The sequence below is a fragment of the Streptomyces sp. NPDC001292 genome (genome assembly GCF_042896465.1).
Lineage (GTDB): Bacteria > Actinomycetota > Actinomycetes > Streptomycetales > Streptomycetaceae > Streptomyces.
The window spans coordinates 172,081-186,523 of sequence record NZ_JBIAXG010000007.1; the positions used below are offsets into that span (position 1 = coordinate 172,081).

At 71.8% G+C, this 14,443-nt stretch carries 12 protein-coding genes and 1 pseudogene; 1 reads left to right on the plus strand and 12 read right to left on the minus strand.

Going from position 1 to position 14,443, the window contains the following annotated elements; translation table 11 throughout:
* The 5 genes and pseudogenes from ACFY4A_RS11205 to ACFY4A_RS11225 all read right to left on the minus strand — a co-directional run.
* Positions 1 to 791: pseudogene (locus ACFY4A_RS11205) on the minus strand (hypothetical protein); the annotation flags it as partial.
* Positions 788 to 1,681, minus strand: a complete 894-nt coding sequence (locus ACFY4A_RS11210) for an FAD binding domain-containing protein (RefSeq protein WP_390829138.1) — start codon at positions 1,679 to 1,681, stop codon at positions 788 to 790. The gene ACFY4A_RS11210 and the pseudogene ACFY4A_RS11205, both read right to left, overlap by 4 nt.
* Before the next feature lie 263 nt (positions 1,682 to 1,944).
* A complete protein-coding gene (locus ACFY4A_RS11215; protein ID WP_390829139.1) occupies positions 1,945 to 3,603 on the minus strand; it encodes a beta-N-acetylhexosaminidase in 1,659 nt (552 codons plus the stop codon).
* 132 nt (positions 3,604 to 3,735) lie between these two features.
* Complete coding sequence (locus ACFY4A_RS11220) at positions 3,736 to 4,017, minus strand: DUF3039 domain-containing protein (protein ID WP_141360526.1); 282 nt, start codon at positions 4,015 to 4,017, stop codon at positions 3,736 to 3,738.
* A gap of 28 nt (positions 4,018 to 4,045) precedes the next feature.
* Positions 4,046 to 4,615: a YqgE/AlgH family protein gene (locus tag ACFY4A_RS11225; RefSeq protein WP_390829140.1), complete on the minus strand. Its 570-nt coding sequence runs from the start codon at positions 4,613 to 4,615 to the stop codon at positions 4,046 to 4,048.
* A gap of 275 nt (positions 4,616 to 4,890) precedes the next feature.
* Here ACFY4A_RS11225 and murA point away from each other — a divergent pair, with 275 nt between their 5' ends.
* Complete coding sequence (murA, locus tag ACFY4A_RS11230) at positions 4,891 to 6,231, plus strand: UDP-N-acetylglucosamine 1-carboxyvinyltransferase (RefSeq protein WP_390829141.1); 1,341 nt, start codon at positions 4,891 to 4,893, stop codon at positions 6,229 to 6,231.
* 284 nt (positions 6,232 to 6,515) lie between these two features.
* On the opposite strand, the gene ACFY4A_RS11235 is transcribed toward murA, so the two are convergent.
* The 7 genes from ACFY4A_RS11235 to ACFY4A_RS11265 form a co-directional block, all read right to left on the minus strand.
* Entirely contained in the window at positions 6,516 to 6,797 is a 282-nt protein-coding gene (locus ACFY4A_RS11235; protein WP_003990598.1) for an HU family DNA-binding protein, read from the minus strand.
* Between the two features lie 297 nt (positions 6,798 to 7,094).
* On the minus strand, positions 7,095 to 8,510 hold the full coding sequence (locus tag ACFY4A_RS11240; protein WP_390829142.1) for an NAD-dependent malic enzyme: 1,416 nt from the start codon (positions 8,508 to 8,510) through the stop codon (positions 7,095 to 7,097).
* A gap of 376 nt (positions 8,511 to 8,886) precedes the next feature.
* Positions 8,887 to 11,208 (minus strand): HelD family protein, encoded by a 2,322-nt coding sequence (locus ACFY4A_RS11245; protein WP_390829143.1) that lies wholly within the window; start codon positions 11,206 to 11,208, stop codon positions 8,887 to 8,889.
* Positions 11,209 to 11,386: 178 nt separating this feature from the next.
* Positions 11,387 to 12,196 carry an anti-sigma factor family protein gene (locus ACFY4A_RS11250; RefSeq protein WP_390829144.1) on the minus strand — a complete coding sequence of 270 codons (810 nt, stop codon included), beginning with the start codon at positions 12,194 to 12,196 and terminating at the stop codon, positions 11,387 to 11,389.
* Positions 12,196 to 12,717, minus strand: a complete 522-nt coding sequence (locus ACFY4A_RS11255) for a sigma-70 family RNA polymerase sigma factor (RefSeq protein WP_390829145.1) — start codon at positions 12,715 to 12,717, stop codon at positions 12,196 to 12,198. Before ACFY4A_RS11255 ends, ACFY4A_RS11250 begins: the two co-directional genes overlap by 1 nt.
* Before the next feature lie 345 nt (positions 12,718 to 13,062).
* Positions 13,063 to 13,656 carry a CGNR zinc finger domain-containing protein gene (locus ACFY4A_RS11260; RefSeq protein ID WP_390829146.1) on the minus strand — a complete coding sequence of 198 codons (594 nt, stop codon included), beginning with the start codon at positions 13,654 to 13,656 and terminating at the stop codon, positions 13,063 to 13,065.
* 171 nt (positions 13,657 to 13,827) lie between these two features.
* Positions 13,828 to 14,433, minus strand: a complete 606-nt coding sequence (locus ACFY4A_RS11265; protein ID WP_390829147.1) for a hypothetical protein — start codon at positions 14,431 to 14,433, stop codon at positions 13,828 to 13,830.
* Between the last annotated feature and the right edge of the window lie 10 nt (positions 14,434 to 14,443).

Genomic DNA, 14,443 nt, shown 5'->3' on the forward strand with positions numbered 1-14,443 from the left:
CCGCCCGCGGCGGAAGACCCCGGCAACCGCACATCTCCACGCGCGCCGTCCACCACAGTCCCGAACGCCGCATCAGCCGGCCCGGCACCATGCCCGCCCCCACCAGACCCTCCGGCCGGAAACGCGGCGCCGGTCGGCCCGTTCTCGTAGGCGTTCGCCGCCGGGGGCTCGCCGGGCTGTCCGGGGGCCTCGGGCTCGGTGCGGGGGCGGCTCCAGGCCTGGCCGGCCTCCTCCGTGGCCCACGGGGCGGCCGCGCCGCCGGGGAGGGTGGCCGGAGGGGTGCCGCCCCACTGCTGGACCAGCGACGACGTGGTGAACTCGCCTGATTCGTCAGGGATGTCACCCTTGGCGACCGGGATCGACCACTGCCCGGTCACGTCCTGCCCGGACGCGGGAGGCACCTGGGCGGCCGGGCCGGCCTGGGCCTCGTCGAAGTTCCACTGCTGGGTGGCCTCCGGACGGTACGTGAACCGGTCGTCCGCGCCCGCGTCCTGCGGAACGGCGTTGGGGTCGGGCCACTGGGCGCCCTGCGCGGGCGCGCCCGGCACGGCCCAACCGCCGGTCCCCGCCGGGTCGGTCCCCGCCGTCGCGGTGGGCGTGACCGCTATCTGCGGCGGCACGTAGCCGTGGCCGGGCGCCGCGAGCGGGCTGTCGGCGGCCAGGAGGGCGTCGATGCCGCCCTCGGGAAGCTTCACGAACGCGGTGGCGCCGTCGTCGTACTCGCCCTGCGGCAGCGGGTCCCATCGGCCGCCGCCGCCCGGCGTGCCCTCCGCGTGCTGGTCGTCGGTCACGACAGCGCCCTCCCCAGTGCTCGTCGGGCCAGCGCGGCGACGGTGCGCCGCAGATGCAGTACGGCGGGCGGAAGCTGCTGCACGGAGCCGTCCTCGGCCGGGACCGGATCGGGGATGCAGGCCGCGGCCACGTACTCGCCGAAGGCGTTCTGCGCCTCCGGGAGGATCACACGGCCGTTGTCCCAGTCGATGAGCTGGGCCACCCAGTGCTCGGCGTCCAGCGGCCGCAGCGGCATCGGCGCTATGGCGCCCACCGCGCACCGCACCCCGCGCCGGGCCGGGTCGAGGACCAGCGCCACGGACGCGACCGCGCGTCCCGGTCCGGTACGGCCGGTCGCCTTCAGGAAGACCTGCGGCGCGTGCAGCAGCGGCACGCGCACGTAGCCGATGAGCTCGCCCGCGCGGAGCATCTCCACGCCGGCCAGCAGGTGCGACACCGGGATCTCCCGGCGGGCTCCGCCCGGGCCCGCGATGATCAGTGTCGCCTCCAGGGCGGCCAGCACCGGCAGCGCGTCCCCGGTGGGTGCGGCGGAGGCGATGTTGCCGCCCAGGGTGCCCGCGTTGCGGATGTGCGGCGGGCCCGCGGCGCGCGCGGCGGCGGCCAGCGCCGGGATCAGGGCGGCGAAGTCGGGGCGCCCCATGCGCGCGTGGGTGAGGCCGGCGCCGAGCAGTGCGTGGCCGTCCTGGTACTGCCAGCCGCGGATCTCGCTGATCCGGCCGAGGCCGACCAGCGCGGTGGGCCTGAGCTGCCCGGAGTTGACGGCGGCCATGAGGTCGGTGCCGCCCGCCACGGGCACCGCGGCGGGCATGGCGGCGAGTGCCGCCACCGCCTCGCTCAGCGTCGTGGGCAGCGTGACGGCCTGCGCCGCCTGAGGTGCGTGCGTGGTCAAAACCGGCTGCCCCTTCCCGCTGCCCCCACTGGTCCCACCTGTGCTGCCGTACGGTACGTGCCGACAAGGCGGACGTGGCAACTCTGGCACATCTTCGCAGGGTCCGAAGACAGGGGTCCGCCAGGCGGCGTTCGCCCACCTCATCGGGGGCATGGTCCGATTTGGCACACCATCACCGATGCGAGCGAATTCCCACTCTTCGCTGACTCTTGCGGTCTTTTTCCGGCACCTGTTCGAGACGGCGGGCGGAACCGGTCGTCCCGCTACCTCTGCGGCGGCGGACCCTCGAGGGGCCGCCCGAGGACGCCGGGGCGCCGCTGCCACGGGCGCGGTCCGGTGGGCGGCCGATAGCCGACGCCCAGGGCGTCCAGACGCCCGTAGTGGGCGGTCATCCGCCGCTCGAAATCCGCGAAGTCCCGTTCCGCCGGGGCGGGCAGGGCGCTCCAGGCGACCTCGGCGAACGCGGCCAGCCTGGGGAACACCTGGTAGTCCACTCGTGCTTGATCCTCCATCACCTCGGTCCACACGTTGGCCTGCGCGCCCAGCACATGGCGGGCCTGTGCCTGGTCCAGTTCCGGGGGGACCGGCTCGAACCGGTAGACGTCCTCCAGGGTGCGCACGTAGCCGATCGGCACGGGCTCGTCCTCGCCCGGGGCCTGGCGGTGGTCCAGGTACACCTGCTGCTCGGGGCACATGACGACGTCGTGGCCGGCCCGCGCGGCGGCGATCCCGCCCGCGTACCCGCGCCAGGACGACACCGCGGCCCCCGCCGCCAGACCGCCCTCCAGGATCTCGTCCCAGCCGATGAGCCTGCGCCCGCGCGCGGTGAACCAGGCGTCGAAGTGGCCGATGAACCAGGACTGCAGCGCGTCCTCGCCGGCCAGCCCGAGTTCCGCGATCCGCGCCTGCGCGGCCGGCGAGGCCCGCCACTGCTCCTTGGGGCACTCGTCGCCGCCGATGTGGACGAACCGCGAGAATCCGGTGGACGTCACGGTGTCCGCGGGGAACAGTTCGAGCAGTTCCTCGAAGACGCCCTCGTAGAAGCGCAGGGTGGCGTCGGTGGGGGCGAGGACGTTCGGATTGACCCCCCAGTCGTCCCAGACGGTGAGGGCGGCGGTGTCGACGACGTCGGTGTTGCCGAGTTCCGGGTACGCGGCGATGGCGGCCTGCGAGTGGCCGGGTACGTCGATCTCGGGGACGACGGCGATGTGCCGCTCTGCGGCGTAGGCGACGATCTCCCGGATGTCGTCCTGGGTGTAGTGACCGCCGTGCGGTTTGTCCTCCCACAGCGGGGACGCCCGGTGGCCGAATCTCGTCCGCGCCCGCCAGGAACCGACCTCCGTCAGCCTCGGATACCGCTTGATCTCGACACGCCAGCCCTGGTCGTCCGTCAGGTGGAGGTGCAGCACGTTGAGTTTGTGCGCGGCCATCAGGTCGAGGTGACGCAGGACGCCGTCCTTCGGCATGAAGTGGCGGGCCACGTCGAGCATCAGGCCGCGCCAGCGGAAGCGGGGGGCGTCCTCGATCACTCCCGCCGGGACCGCGTGGGCGGCGTGCGGCCGTACGGGGGCGCGCCGGAAGGCGTCTGCGCCGAGCAGCTGGCGCAGGGTCTGCGCACCCCAGAACACCCCGGCCGGAGAGCCGCCGCGGATCTCGACGCCCCGGCCGGCGACGGCGGCGAGCCGGTACGCCTCGGGGTCCAGGGAGTCGTCCAGGCGCAGCCGTACGGAGTTCGGGGCGTCCTCGGCGCCGGGCGGGAGGGGCAGGCCGAGGGCCGCGCCGAGCGTGCCGCGCAGCCAGCGTTCCGTGTAGCCGGTGCCCTCGGCGGCCCACAGGATGGTGCCCCGGTCGAGCGGGACGGCGCGGTCCGGGGGGCCGGCCACGGCGCGCGGGGCCGGAATCACGTCGGTCATGCCACTCATGGGTAGCGTCGGCCGCGACACAGCGCAACGAGCGTTGCACATGGTGCACAGGCCGTCCGACGACACAGGCCCCCGGGGCACGCCGGAGCGTGCCTCGGGGGCCCTGCGAGTCTCTGCCGAGCGGGGAGCCGGTTACTTCTTCTTGTCGTCGCCGCCTTCGCCGCCGCCGCTCATGGATTCGTAGATCTCCTTGCACAGCGGGCAGACGGGGTACTTCTTCGGGTCGCGGCCCGGCACCCACACCTTGCCGCACAGCGCCACGACGGGCGTACCGTCGAGGGCGCTCGCCATGATCTTGTCCTTCTGGACGTAGTGGGCGAAGCGCTCGTGGTCACCGTCGCCGTGGGACACCTGCGGCGTCGGCTCGACGAGGGTACCCGTACCAGTGCCGCGCTCGGGCTCGAGAGTGCTCATACCGCAAGGGTACTGAAGGCCCCGGGCATCAGTTGAGCGAAGGGTCGTCCGGGTATGTGGCGACCATCGCCAGTTCGTTTCGCTGGCGGCGCAGCACCTCGCGCCACAGTCTCTCGGGGGCCGGGGAGGACACGTCGCCGGGTTCCGACTCGACGACGTACCAGGCTCCTTCCGCCAGCTCGTCCTCGAGCTGGCCGGGGCCCCAGCCGGCGTATCCGGCGAAGATCCGCAGCGAGCCGAGGGCGGAGGCCAGCAGCTCGGGAGGTGCCTCGAGGTCGACGAGACCGATCGCGCCGTGCACCCGGCGCCAGCCCAGCGGGGCGCCTTCGCCGGAGCCGCCGGGGATGACGGCGACGCCGAGTGCGGAGTCCAGCGACACCGGACCACCCTGGAAGACGACGCCGGGCTCCCCGGCGAGGTCCGCCCAGCCCTCCAGGATGTCGCCCACGTCCACGGGGGTGGGACGGTTGAGGACGACACCGAGGGAGCCCTCCTCGTCGTGGTCGAGAAGGAGCACCACCGCGCGGTCGAAGTTCGGGTCCGCCAGGGCGGGCGTAGCCACGAGCAGCCGCCCTGTGAGCGAGGACACCTCGGTCATGCCAGACATGATCCCGCATCTTCCCTGCGCATGGGGAGCCAATCCGGCTACGGGGTGAGCGCGGCTCGGGGGAGACGGAAGCGTCACCGGCGCACGACGGCCGTGGTGACCGCACGTGCCCGGCGCCCAACGGGGCGTGTCGGCGCGGGGGTGGTGAGCCGACCCACGCCGTCGACGGGCTTTCTGAAGGGGGGCGCACGGCGATTACCCTGTCTCTCCGGCCCCCTCCGAAGTGATCGGCCGGACCCTGCCCACCTCATCGGAACGCGAGATACATGACCGTCAACGACGATGTCCTGCTTGTCCACGGCGGAACCCCGCTGGAGGGCGAGATCCGTGTCCGCGGTGCGAAGAACCTCGTACCGAAGGCCATGGTCGCCGCCCTGCTGGGCGGTGAGCCAAGTCGCCTCCGCAACGTTCCGGACATCCGTGACGTCCGTGTCGTCCGCGGTCTGCTGCAACTGCACGGGGTGACCGTCCGTCCGGGTGACGAACCGGGTGAGCTGGTGCTCGACCCGACCCGGGTGGAGAGCGCGAACGTCGCCGACATCGATGCCCACGCGGGCTCCTCGCGCATCCCCATCCTGTTCTGCGGGCCGCTGCTGCACCGCCTGGGGCACGCGTTCATCCCCGGCCTGGGCGGCTGCGACATCGGCGGCCGGCCCATCGACTTCCACTTCGACGTGCTGCGGCAGTTCGGCGCGGTCATCGAGAAGCGGGCCGACGGGCAGTACCTGGAGGCACCCAAGGGCCTGCGCGGGACGAAGATCCGGCTGCCGTACCCGTCCGTCGGCGCGACCGAGCAGGTGCTGCTGACGGCCGTGCTGGCCGAGGGTGTCACCGAGCTGTCCAACGCGGCCGTGGAGCCGGAGATCGAGGACCTGATCTGCGTCCTGCAGAAAATGGGCGCGATCATCGCGATGGACACCGACCGCACGATCCGGATCACGGGTGTGGAGAAGCTCGGCGGCTACAACCACCGGGCCCTTCCGGACCGGCTGGAGGCCGCGTCCTGGGCGTCGGCGGCGCTGGCGACCGAGGGCGACATCTACGTCCGCGGCGCCCAGCAGCGGTCGATGATGACCTTCCTGAACACCTACCGGAAGGTGGGTGGCGCGTTCCAGATCGACGACGAGGGCATCCGCTTCTGGCACCCGGGCGGCCGGCTGAAGTCCATCGCGCTGGAGACGGACGTGCACCCCGGCTTCCAGACCGACTGGCAGCAGCCGCTCGTGGTCGCCCTGACCCAGGCCACGGGCCTGTCGATCATCCACGAGACGGTCTACGAGTCGCGTCTGGGCTTCACCTCCGCGCTCAACCAGATGGGCGCCCACATCCAGCTCTACCGCGAGTGCCTGGGCGGCTCCGACTGCCGCTTCGGCCAGCGCAACTTCCTGCACTCCGCGGTGGTGTCCGGCCCGACCCGGCTCCAGGGCGCCGACCTGGTCATCCCGGACCTGCGCGGTGGCTTCTCCTACCTGATCGCGGCCCTCGCCGCCCAGGGCACCTCCCGCGTCCACGGCATCGACCTGATCAACCGCGGCTACGAGAACTTCATGGAAAAGCTCATGGAACTGGGCGCCAAGGTGGAACTCCCCGGCCAGGCCCTCGGCTGACCGAGCCCCCCGGCCGGCCCGGCCGACGTCGCCCCGGCCGGGGGTCCGGGGATCATCCCCCGGCAAGCACAGCACAGCATGGAAAAGCTCACGGAACCGGACGCCAAGGTGGAACTCCCCGGCCAGGCCCTCGGCTGATCCATGCTCCCCCGGTGGGCGCCGGAGAGTGCGCACGACGTTGGGGCGGCCCCCGGTGAGGGGACCGCCCCGTTGGCATCGTGGTGGCCTGAAAGGACCGGCCTACAGCGCCTCGTACGCCGTCCCGTGGCGTACGAACGGCGAGGTCACTTGCCCTTGGCCGCTTCCTTGAGCTTGCTGCCCGCGGAGACCTTCACGCTGTAGCCGGCCGGGATCTGGATCGGCTCGCCGGTCTGCGGGTTGCGAGCGGTGCGAGCGGCACGGTGGGTGCGCTCGAAGGTCAGGAAACCAGGGATGGTGACCTTCTCGTCCCCCTTGGAGACGATGTCGCCGACGACGTCGGCGAACGCGGCCAGCACGGCGTCGGCGTCCTTGCGGGTCACCTCGGCGCGGTCGGCCAGCGCGGCCACCAGCTCACTGCGGTTCATGTTGTTACTCCCGTGTTCTTCTTGCCGTTGCGGCGAGGCCGCATGTTGGGCACAGCGAAGCCGATGCTGCCAGGGTCCTCGGTGAGTCCCCGGACCCGGGTCCGTCGCCGAACCCTCGCGCCCAGGGAGGCATCCTGCCCCCACCTGCGGCGCGAATGCCAATCCGGCACCCATAGGAGTCGTGAGAACACCCTTGGGAGTCACACGAAGAGATGCCCGAGCCTGGCCGTCACGATAAGGCCGCACCGGCGGCGGGGTGCTTCACGACGCGCCGGTTTCGCCGCGGCGTGGGAATCCTCACGCCGTCGCCGCCGTCTTCGCGGCCGCCTCCCGGACCGCCCCGGCCACCGCGCCGGCGACCTTGTCGTTGAAGACGCTCGGGACGATGTAGTTCGGGTTCAGCTCGTCCCCGGTGACCACGTCGGCGAGGGCCTGCGCGGCGGCCAGCATCATCTCCGTGTTGACGGTACGGGACTGCGCGTCCAGCAGGCCGCGGAAGACGCCCGGGAAGACCAGCACGTTGTTGATCTGGTTGGGGAAGTCGGAGCGGCCGGTGGCCACAACTGCCGCCGTCTGGCGGGCGATTGCCGGGTCCACCTCGGGGTCGGGGTTCGCGAGCGCGAACACGATCGCGCCCTCCGCCATGGCGGCCACGTCGTCGCCGTCGAGCACGTTGGGCGCCGAGACGCCGATGAAGACGTCCGCGCCGTGCACGGCCTCCTTCAGCGTGCCGGTCAGGCCCTCCGGGTTGGTGTTGTCCGCGATCCAGCGCAGCGGGGAGTCCGGGGCGGCCCCGACGAGGTCCTCACGGCCGGCGTGCACCACACCGTGGATGTCGGCGACGACGGCGTTCTTCACGCCCGCGGCGAGCAGCAGCCGCAGGATCGCCGTACCGGCCGCGCCGGCGCCGGACATCACGACGCGCACGCTGTCGATCGACTTGCCGACCACGCGCAGCGCGTTGGTCAGCGCGGCGAGCACGACGATCGCGGTGCCGTGCTGGTCGTCGTGGAAGACGGGGATGTCGAGGGCCTCGCGCAGCCGGGCCTCGATCTCGAAGCAGCGGGGCGCGGAGATGTCCTCCAGGTTGATGCCCGCGAAGCCGGGGGCGATCGCTTTGACGATCTCGACGATGGCATCACTGTCCTGCGTGTCCAGGCAGATCGGCCAGGCGTCGATGCCGGCGAAGCGCTTGAAGAGGGCCGCCTTGCCCTCCATGACCGGCAGTGCGGCCTTCGGGCCGATGTTGCCCAGGCCCAGCACGGCCGAGCCGTCCGTCACGACCGCAACGGAGTTGCGCTTGATGGTCAGGCGCCTGGCGTCCTCGGGGTTCTCCGCGATCGCCATGCACACGCGGGCCACACCGGGGGTGTAGACCATGGACAGGTCGTCACGGTTGCGGATGGGGTGCTTCGACGCCATCTCGATCTTGCCGCCGAGGTGCATGAGGAACGTACGGTCCGAGACCTTGCCCAGCGTGACGCCGTCGATGCCGCGCAGCTTCTCGACGATCTCCTCGGCGTGCGCCGTGGAGGTGGCCGCGATGGTGACGTCGATACGGAGCCTCTCGTGGCCCGACGCGGTGACGTCGAGGCCGGTCACCGAGCCTCCGGAGGACTCCACGGCCGTGGTGAGCTGCGATACGGCGGTTCCCCCCGCCGGCACCTCCAGACGGATGGTCATCGAGTAGGAGACGCTGGGCGCCGTTGCCATGGCCGACTTCCTCTGCTTTCACCGTGTCGCGAAGTTCTGCCGTCCGATCGTCGCACCTACCCCTGAGTACGTGGTAGCCGCCCCGGATTGCGGACGTTGTGTTCACCGGGAGGTGCCATTTTCGGAAAGTGAATTCCACCATACGAGAACTGTCGCGGTGACGGAAGATGCGCAGGCGGCAAAAGAGGCCCACGTCACATCGTGACGTGGGCCTCCTGGAGGTTTGTATGACACCGACCCGCCATGCTCGCCTCGCGGCAAGTGGTCGCTCGTAGCGACAAAGGTTGGGCCCGGGGGCTTGGATCGGGCCGGTGCCGTACCCAGGCTAACAAACGGATCCCTCATGGCCATTCCCGTCGCTGCGGTTACCTCCGGTTCAGTCCCGCAGCAGATCCGGCACCCCCGCCCCGTCCGGCTCGTCCCGCTCGCCGGAGACCACCGTCAGCTGCTGGGTGGCCCTGGTCAGGGCGACGTAGAGGACCCGCAGACCGGCCGGGGACTCGTCCGCGATCTCCGCGGGCGAGACGACGATCGTCGCGTCGTACTCCAGGCCCTTGGCCTCCAGGCTGCCGAGGGCCACCACCCGGTCGCCGAGCCCGGCGAGCCAGCGCCTGGCCTCCTCGCGCCGGTTCATGGCGACGACCACGCCGACCGTGCCGTCCACCAGGTCCAGCAGCCGCTCGGCCTCCGCCCGCACGCTCTTCTCCACGGAGCCCCGTACGACGGCGAAGCGCGGCTCCACCTCGGTGGAGCGCACCGCCGTCGGCGCGGTGGAGCCGGGCATGGCCAGGGCGAGGACCTTCGAGGCCAGCTCGGCGATCTCCGCCGGGTTGCGGTAGTTCACGGTCAGCTGGAAGCGGCGGCGCGGCCGGGTGCCCAGGGCCTCGTCGCGGGCCTCGGCCGCCTCGTCCGGGTCGGACCAGGAGGACTGGGCGGGATCGCCGACGACCGTCCAGGTGGCGTGCCGGCCGCGGCGGCCGACCATCCGCCACTGCATGGGCGTGAGGTCCTGCGCCTCGTCCACGATGACGTGCGCGTACTCGGTGCGCTCCTGCGCGAGGCGCTCCGCCCGTTCCCACTGCGACTCCTCACGCAGCGGCATCAGCTCCTCGAGACCGGTGAGCTGGTCCAACGGGTCCAGTTCGCGTTTCCGGCGCGGGCGGGCCGGGGTGCCGAGGATCGCCTGGAGCTCGTCGAGCAGGGCGACGTCGTGCACCGAGTACCCGTCCCGGCGCAGCGAGCGGGCCACCCGGCGCACCTCCCCCGGGTTGAGGATCCGGCGCGCCCAGCGGCCCAGCCGCCGTTCGTCGGCCATGGCGGTGAGCACGGCCGGCGGGGTCAGCTCGGGCCACCACGCGTCGAGGAAGGCGACGAAGGAGTCCTCACCGGTCACGTCCTCGTCGAAGGACGAGCGCAGCTCGGCGGCGAGTTCCGGGTCGGTGTGCCGGGCGGCGGCGCCCGACTTCTCCCACAGGGCGTCCAGCAGAAGCTTGCGGGCGCGCGGGCGCAGCAGGTTGACCGGCGCGGTGCCGCCGAGGGCGGTGCGCCGGACGTGGCCGAGCTCCTCGGCCTCCAGTTCCAGCCGGCGGCCGAAGGCGACGACCCGCAGCCGGTCCGGTGAGCCGTTCGGCTCCAGCGCGCCCCGCGCCGCCTTGCGCAGCACCTTCAGCATCCGGTACGAGCCCTTGGCCCGCGCCACCGACGGAGAGTCGTACAGCGTGGCCTCGGCGCCGTCGACGAGCGAGCCGATCGCCCGGATGGCGACCTGGCCCTCCTCGCCGAGCGAGGGCAGCACGCCCTCGGTGTAGGCCACGAGCAGGGGCGTCGGGGAGACGATCAGGATGCCGCCCGCGTAGCGGCGCCGGTCCTGGTAGAGGAGGTAGGCCGCCCGGTGCAGCGCGACCGCCGTCTTCCCCGTCCCCGGGCCGCCCTCGACGTACGTCACCGAGGCGGCGGGGGCGCGGATGACCAGGTCCTGTTCGGCCTGGATGGAGGAGACGATGTCCCGCATGGTGTGGCCGCGGGCCCGGCCGAGCGCGGCCATCAGCGCGCCGTCGCCGATCGCGGGCAGCTCGTGGCCGTCGAGGAAGGCCTTCAGCTCGGGACGCATCAGGTCGTCCTCGACCCCGAGCACGCGCCGCCCCTTGGAGCGGATGACCCGCCGGCGCACGACCCTTCCGGGGTCGACCGGGGTGGAGCGGTAGAACGGGGCCGCGGCCGGCGCCCGCCAGTCGATGACCAGCGGGGCGTAGTCCTCGTCGAGGACGCCGATACGGCCGATGTGCAGGGTCTCGGCGATGTCCGCCGTGCCGTCCGCGCGGACCGCGCCCTCGGCCGGCTCGACCGCGGTGTACGCGCCGTCCGGGCCCTTCCTGCCGTCCTTGCCGAGCAGCAGGTCGATCCGGCCGAAGAGGAAGTCCTCGAACTCGTTGTTCAGCCGGTTGAGGTGGATGCCCGCCCGGAAGACCTGCGCGTCGCGCTCGGCCAGCGCGCCGGGTGTGCCCACCTGGCCGCGCTGGGCCGCGTCGCGCATGAGGAACTCGGCCTCGTGGATCTTCTCCTCGAGGCGGCGGTACACCCGGTCCAGGTGCTGCTGTTCCACGCTGATCTCTCGGTCCCGTACGGTGTCGTGCGCCGCTTCGTGCGCTGCGCCGTGGACCGATCCGACCGCGGAATCCTGTTGAGCCTGTGCGGCCACCGGGCCCCCTTCTGACGTGCTGGGCAGCCGTCAACCGTACGCGAAGGGGGCCTCTCGCGGAAGCTGGTGCCGCGGCAGGCAACGTTCGCCCGTCAAGGAGCGGCGTCCGGTGCGTGCTCTGGCGGTCCCCCTGAACGTGCCGGGCGTCGCGACGGGCCGAACGTTGCCTGCCGGCGCACTAGGAGGGCACCTCGACGAGTCGCTTCCCGTCGAAGGTCATCACCTCGAAGTGGTCGATCCGGTTCGGCTCCAGGGCCGCGCCGCCGCGGACGTAGAGGGGGTACTTGGCCTCCTCCGTCTTGGCGTTCGGGACGCCGTAGCCCCACTTCGGGACGGACCAGGACGTGACCGTCTCCCGCTCGCCGTTCTTGCCGACGGCGATGAGCGAGCACTTCTGCGGGCCGGTGACGTTGTTCAGCTCGAGAACGGCGTTCGTGCCCCAGACCTTCTTCTCGAGGGCGACCGTCGCGGTGACGTTCGTCGTCGGGTCCGTCGCCGTGACCTTGTCGGGCATCGACTCGAAGGCGGACTTCGCGGGGCTCGCGGCCACCGTGGCGTCGCCGCCGCCGTCCGAGCCGCTCACCGCGAAGACGGTCAGCGGGCTGCCGACGATCAGCGCTGCCGACGCCGCGACCAGGTAGAAGCCGCGCCGGCGCTTCTGGGCGCGGCGCTCGGCGACCTCGTGGACGAGCTTCTCCACCAGGCGCGGGCTGGGCTTGGCCGACAGGGACTCGCCGACCGCGGGTGTGCCGGACCCCGGCAGGTCCGCGAGCGCGGCCAGCATCGGCTCCATCCCGGCCAGTTCGTCGAGCTGCCGGGCGCACCACTCGCAGCCGGCGAGGTGTGCCTCGAAAGCGGTTGCCTCGGCGTCGTCGAGAATCCCGAGGGCGTAGGCGCCGACGGTCTCGTGCTCGTTCGGAGCCGGGGTTCCCTGCATGGCCCCAGACATACCCGCACCACCCGTTCCGAATCCCCCGTACATGCTCATCACGCCGTCACCCCCCGCTCCTCCAGCGCCAGCTTCATCGACCGCAGGGCGTAGAACACCCGCGAGCGGACGGTGCCGCTGGGTATGCCCAGTGTCTCGGCCGCCTCATTGACGGTACGCCCTTTGAAGTACGTCTCGACGAGCACCTCCCGGTGGGCCGGGGTCAGGTCGTCGAGCGCGTCCGACAGCGTCATCAGCCACAGCGCCTTGTCGATCTCGTCCTCCGCGGGGATGACCTCCAGCGGCGACGGATCGACCTCCTGCGGCCGGGCCTGCCGGCTGCGGTGGCCGTCGATGACGATGCGCCGGGCGACCGTCACCAGCCAGGGGCGTACCGAACCGGTCGCTCGATTGAGCTGACCGGCGTTCTTCCAGGCACGGATGAGCGTCTCCTGCACCACGTCCTCGGCACGCTGCCGGTCTCCGGCCACCAGCCGCAGGACATACGCGAGAAGAGGTCCGGCGTGCTCGCGATAGAGCGCACGCACCAACTCCTCATCAGGTTCCGAGGACTGGGACATGCGATGTCGGGCCCTCGATCCACGTTCACTGGCCACGGCCGCATCCTTGCGCACGCCCACCTCCGGTGTCCGGGGCTTCCCCCCAGTCGGTCGCTCGCCGACGGGTACGGATCCGGGGCACGCCGTGTTCAAGACCGGCCGACGGATTTCTGCGGGGGTGATGTGACGAGGGCGGACACGGGCACACATCCCCCCGCTTGACCTTTGCATTTCCGACACAGGCGCGAGGGTGCGGTGCACTGACCGCTCGAAGCGGGAGTCAAACGGACTGTCACCGAAATCACTTCGGCGCGGAACTCGCACAACAGGCAAATGAATTATGGGAGTTGTCGCCCAGACCTCCCTCTATGTCCTTGAGAGGGCGGCGCGTCGGCGGTGGCGGGCCACCCGTTCGCGGTTCCCGCAGACCTCGCTGGAGCACCAGCGCCTCCGGCGCCCCCGGGACGTGTCCAGGTACACGATCGGGCAGTTGTCTCCCTCGCACTGGCGCAGGCTCGCCCTGGCCACGGGATCGGTGAGCAGTTCCACGGCGTCCCGGGCGACGGCCGCGAGCAGGGCGGCGCACTCGGGTGGCCTCGCCAACTCGCGTACGAGGGAGCCGTCTTCACCACGTACGGCCCGGGGTGCGGGCGGCGCCGTACGAGCGATGTCGTTGACGCGGGCGAGCGCGAGATCGTACGCCCGGACCTCCAGGGCGAGGTATCCGCGCACCAGCTTCCCCACGTCTCCCCGCAGTTCACGGAAGTCCGCGAGCCAGGAGGCGTCCGCGTGCGCCAGTGGGCAGCCGGGTGGCACCAGCCCCGAGCCTGTGATCCACGCGCGCAGCGGCGCGAGGGAGTCCAGTCGTTCCACGGGATGGGTGGTGGAGAGGAGATCCAGGCAGACCCGCCCGGTGTCGAACCTCAGCTCGTACGGGACCGTGACCGCAGCCAGTGCCATGTGCCTGTCACCGCCTAGGCTCACCCCGGCCGGCAGGCCTCGCCGGGGCATCGTCGGAGGCCGGAAAACCGTTCCCTCCCACAGTGCCCGCCCACTGGCCGGACCGGTACCCCCTGGGCCGCGCGCGGTCGCTCTCTACCGGGGGTGGCAGGGCCCGTTGTCGTACGGGCCCTACCCATAGGGGCCCTGTCCGTACGGGCCTTGCCCATACGGCCCGGCCTGCCAGGGCTGCCCGCCCGGAGGCTGCGCGCCGGGCGGCCGATACCGCACTCTCCCGCCCTCTTCCGTCACCGGCACGAACCCGGCGGCCTGGAGCAGTGCCGTTGCCCTGGCGTTGCGCCTCCTCATCACGACGAACCCGATACCGGAGAAGGCCAGGAAAAAGACCCACAGGACCCCGACGACGACGAGGAAGAACTCGTCCCCCCGGAACCGCGCCGCGCAGTAACCACACCCGATGGTCGCGAACACGCCGACGAGCGCCACGGGTATCTGATCCCGGTTGCCCGTGATGTCGAAGGTGATGCGCGCCGTCATCAGCTCGAACGCGTCCGGCACGAGCGGCGGCAGCGACACCCCGTCCCCGGCGTTCGGATACTGCGCCCAGTTCCGCGCGGCCCGCGCCTGGGCCTGCGGGCTGGGGTCGGGCGCGAGGAGCAGCTGGAACTTGTTGTCACGCGCTCGTTGAGCGCCCACGTACTCGTACCCGAACTGCTCGGCGAGACAGGCGAGTCCGGCGGCCTTCGCCACGGACGACCTGCTGAGCCGCAGTTCCACGCGCTGCCCC

Excerpts from the sequence above, each read along its gene's own strand:
- ACFY4A_RS11215 (WP_390829139.1), bottom strand. The coding sequence starts at position 3,603 with ATGAGTGGCATGACCGACGTGATTCCGGCCCCGCGCGCCGTGGCCGGC.
- ACFY4A_RS11220 (WP_141360526.1), bottom strand. The coding sequence starts at position 4,017 with ATGAGCACTCTCGAGCCCGAGCGCGGCACTGGTACGGGTACCCTCGTC.
- ACFY4A_RS11225 (WP_390829140.1), bottom strand. The coding sequence starts at position 4,615 with ATGACCGAGGTGTCCTCGCTCACAGGGCGGCTGCTCGTGGCTACGCCC.
- murA (WP_390829141.1), top strand. The coding sequence starts at position 4,891 with ATGACCGTCAACGACGATGTCCTGCTTGTCCACGGCGGAACCCCGCTG.
- ACFY4A_RS11235 (WP_003990598.1), bottom strand. The coding sequence starts at position 6,797 with ATGAACCGCAGTGAGCTGGTGGCCGCGCTGGCCGACCGCGCCGAGGTG.
- ACFY4A_RS11240 (WP_390829142.1), bottom strand. The coding sequence starts at position 8,510 with ATGGCAACGGCGCCCAGCGTCTCCTACTCGATGACCATCCGTCTGGAG.
- ACFY4A_RS11250 (WP_390829144.1), bottom strand. The coding sequence starts at position 12,196 with ATGAGCATGTACGGGGGATTCGGAACGGGTGGTGCGGGTATGTCTGGG.
- ACFY4A_RS11255 (WP_390829145.1), bottom strand. The coding sequence starts at position 12,717 with ATGTCCCAGTCCTCGGAACCTGATGAGGAGTTGGTGCGTGCGCTCTAT.
- ACFY4A_RS11260 (WP_390829146.1), bottom strand. The coding sequence starts at position 13,656 with ATGGCACTGGCTGCGGTCACGGTCCCGTACGAGCTGAGGTTCGACACC.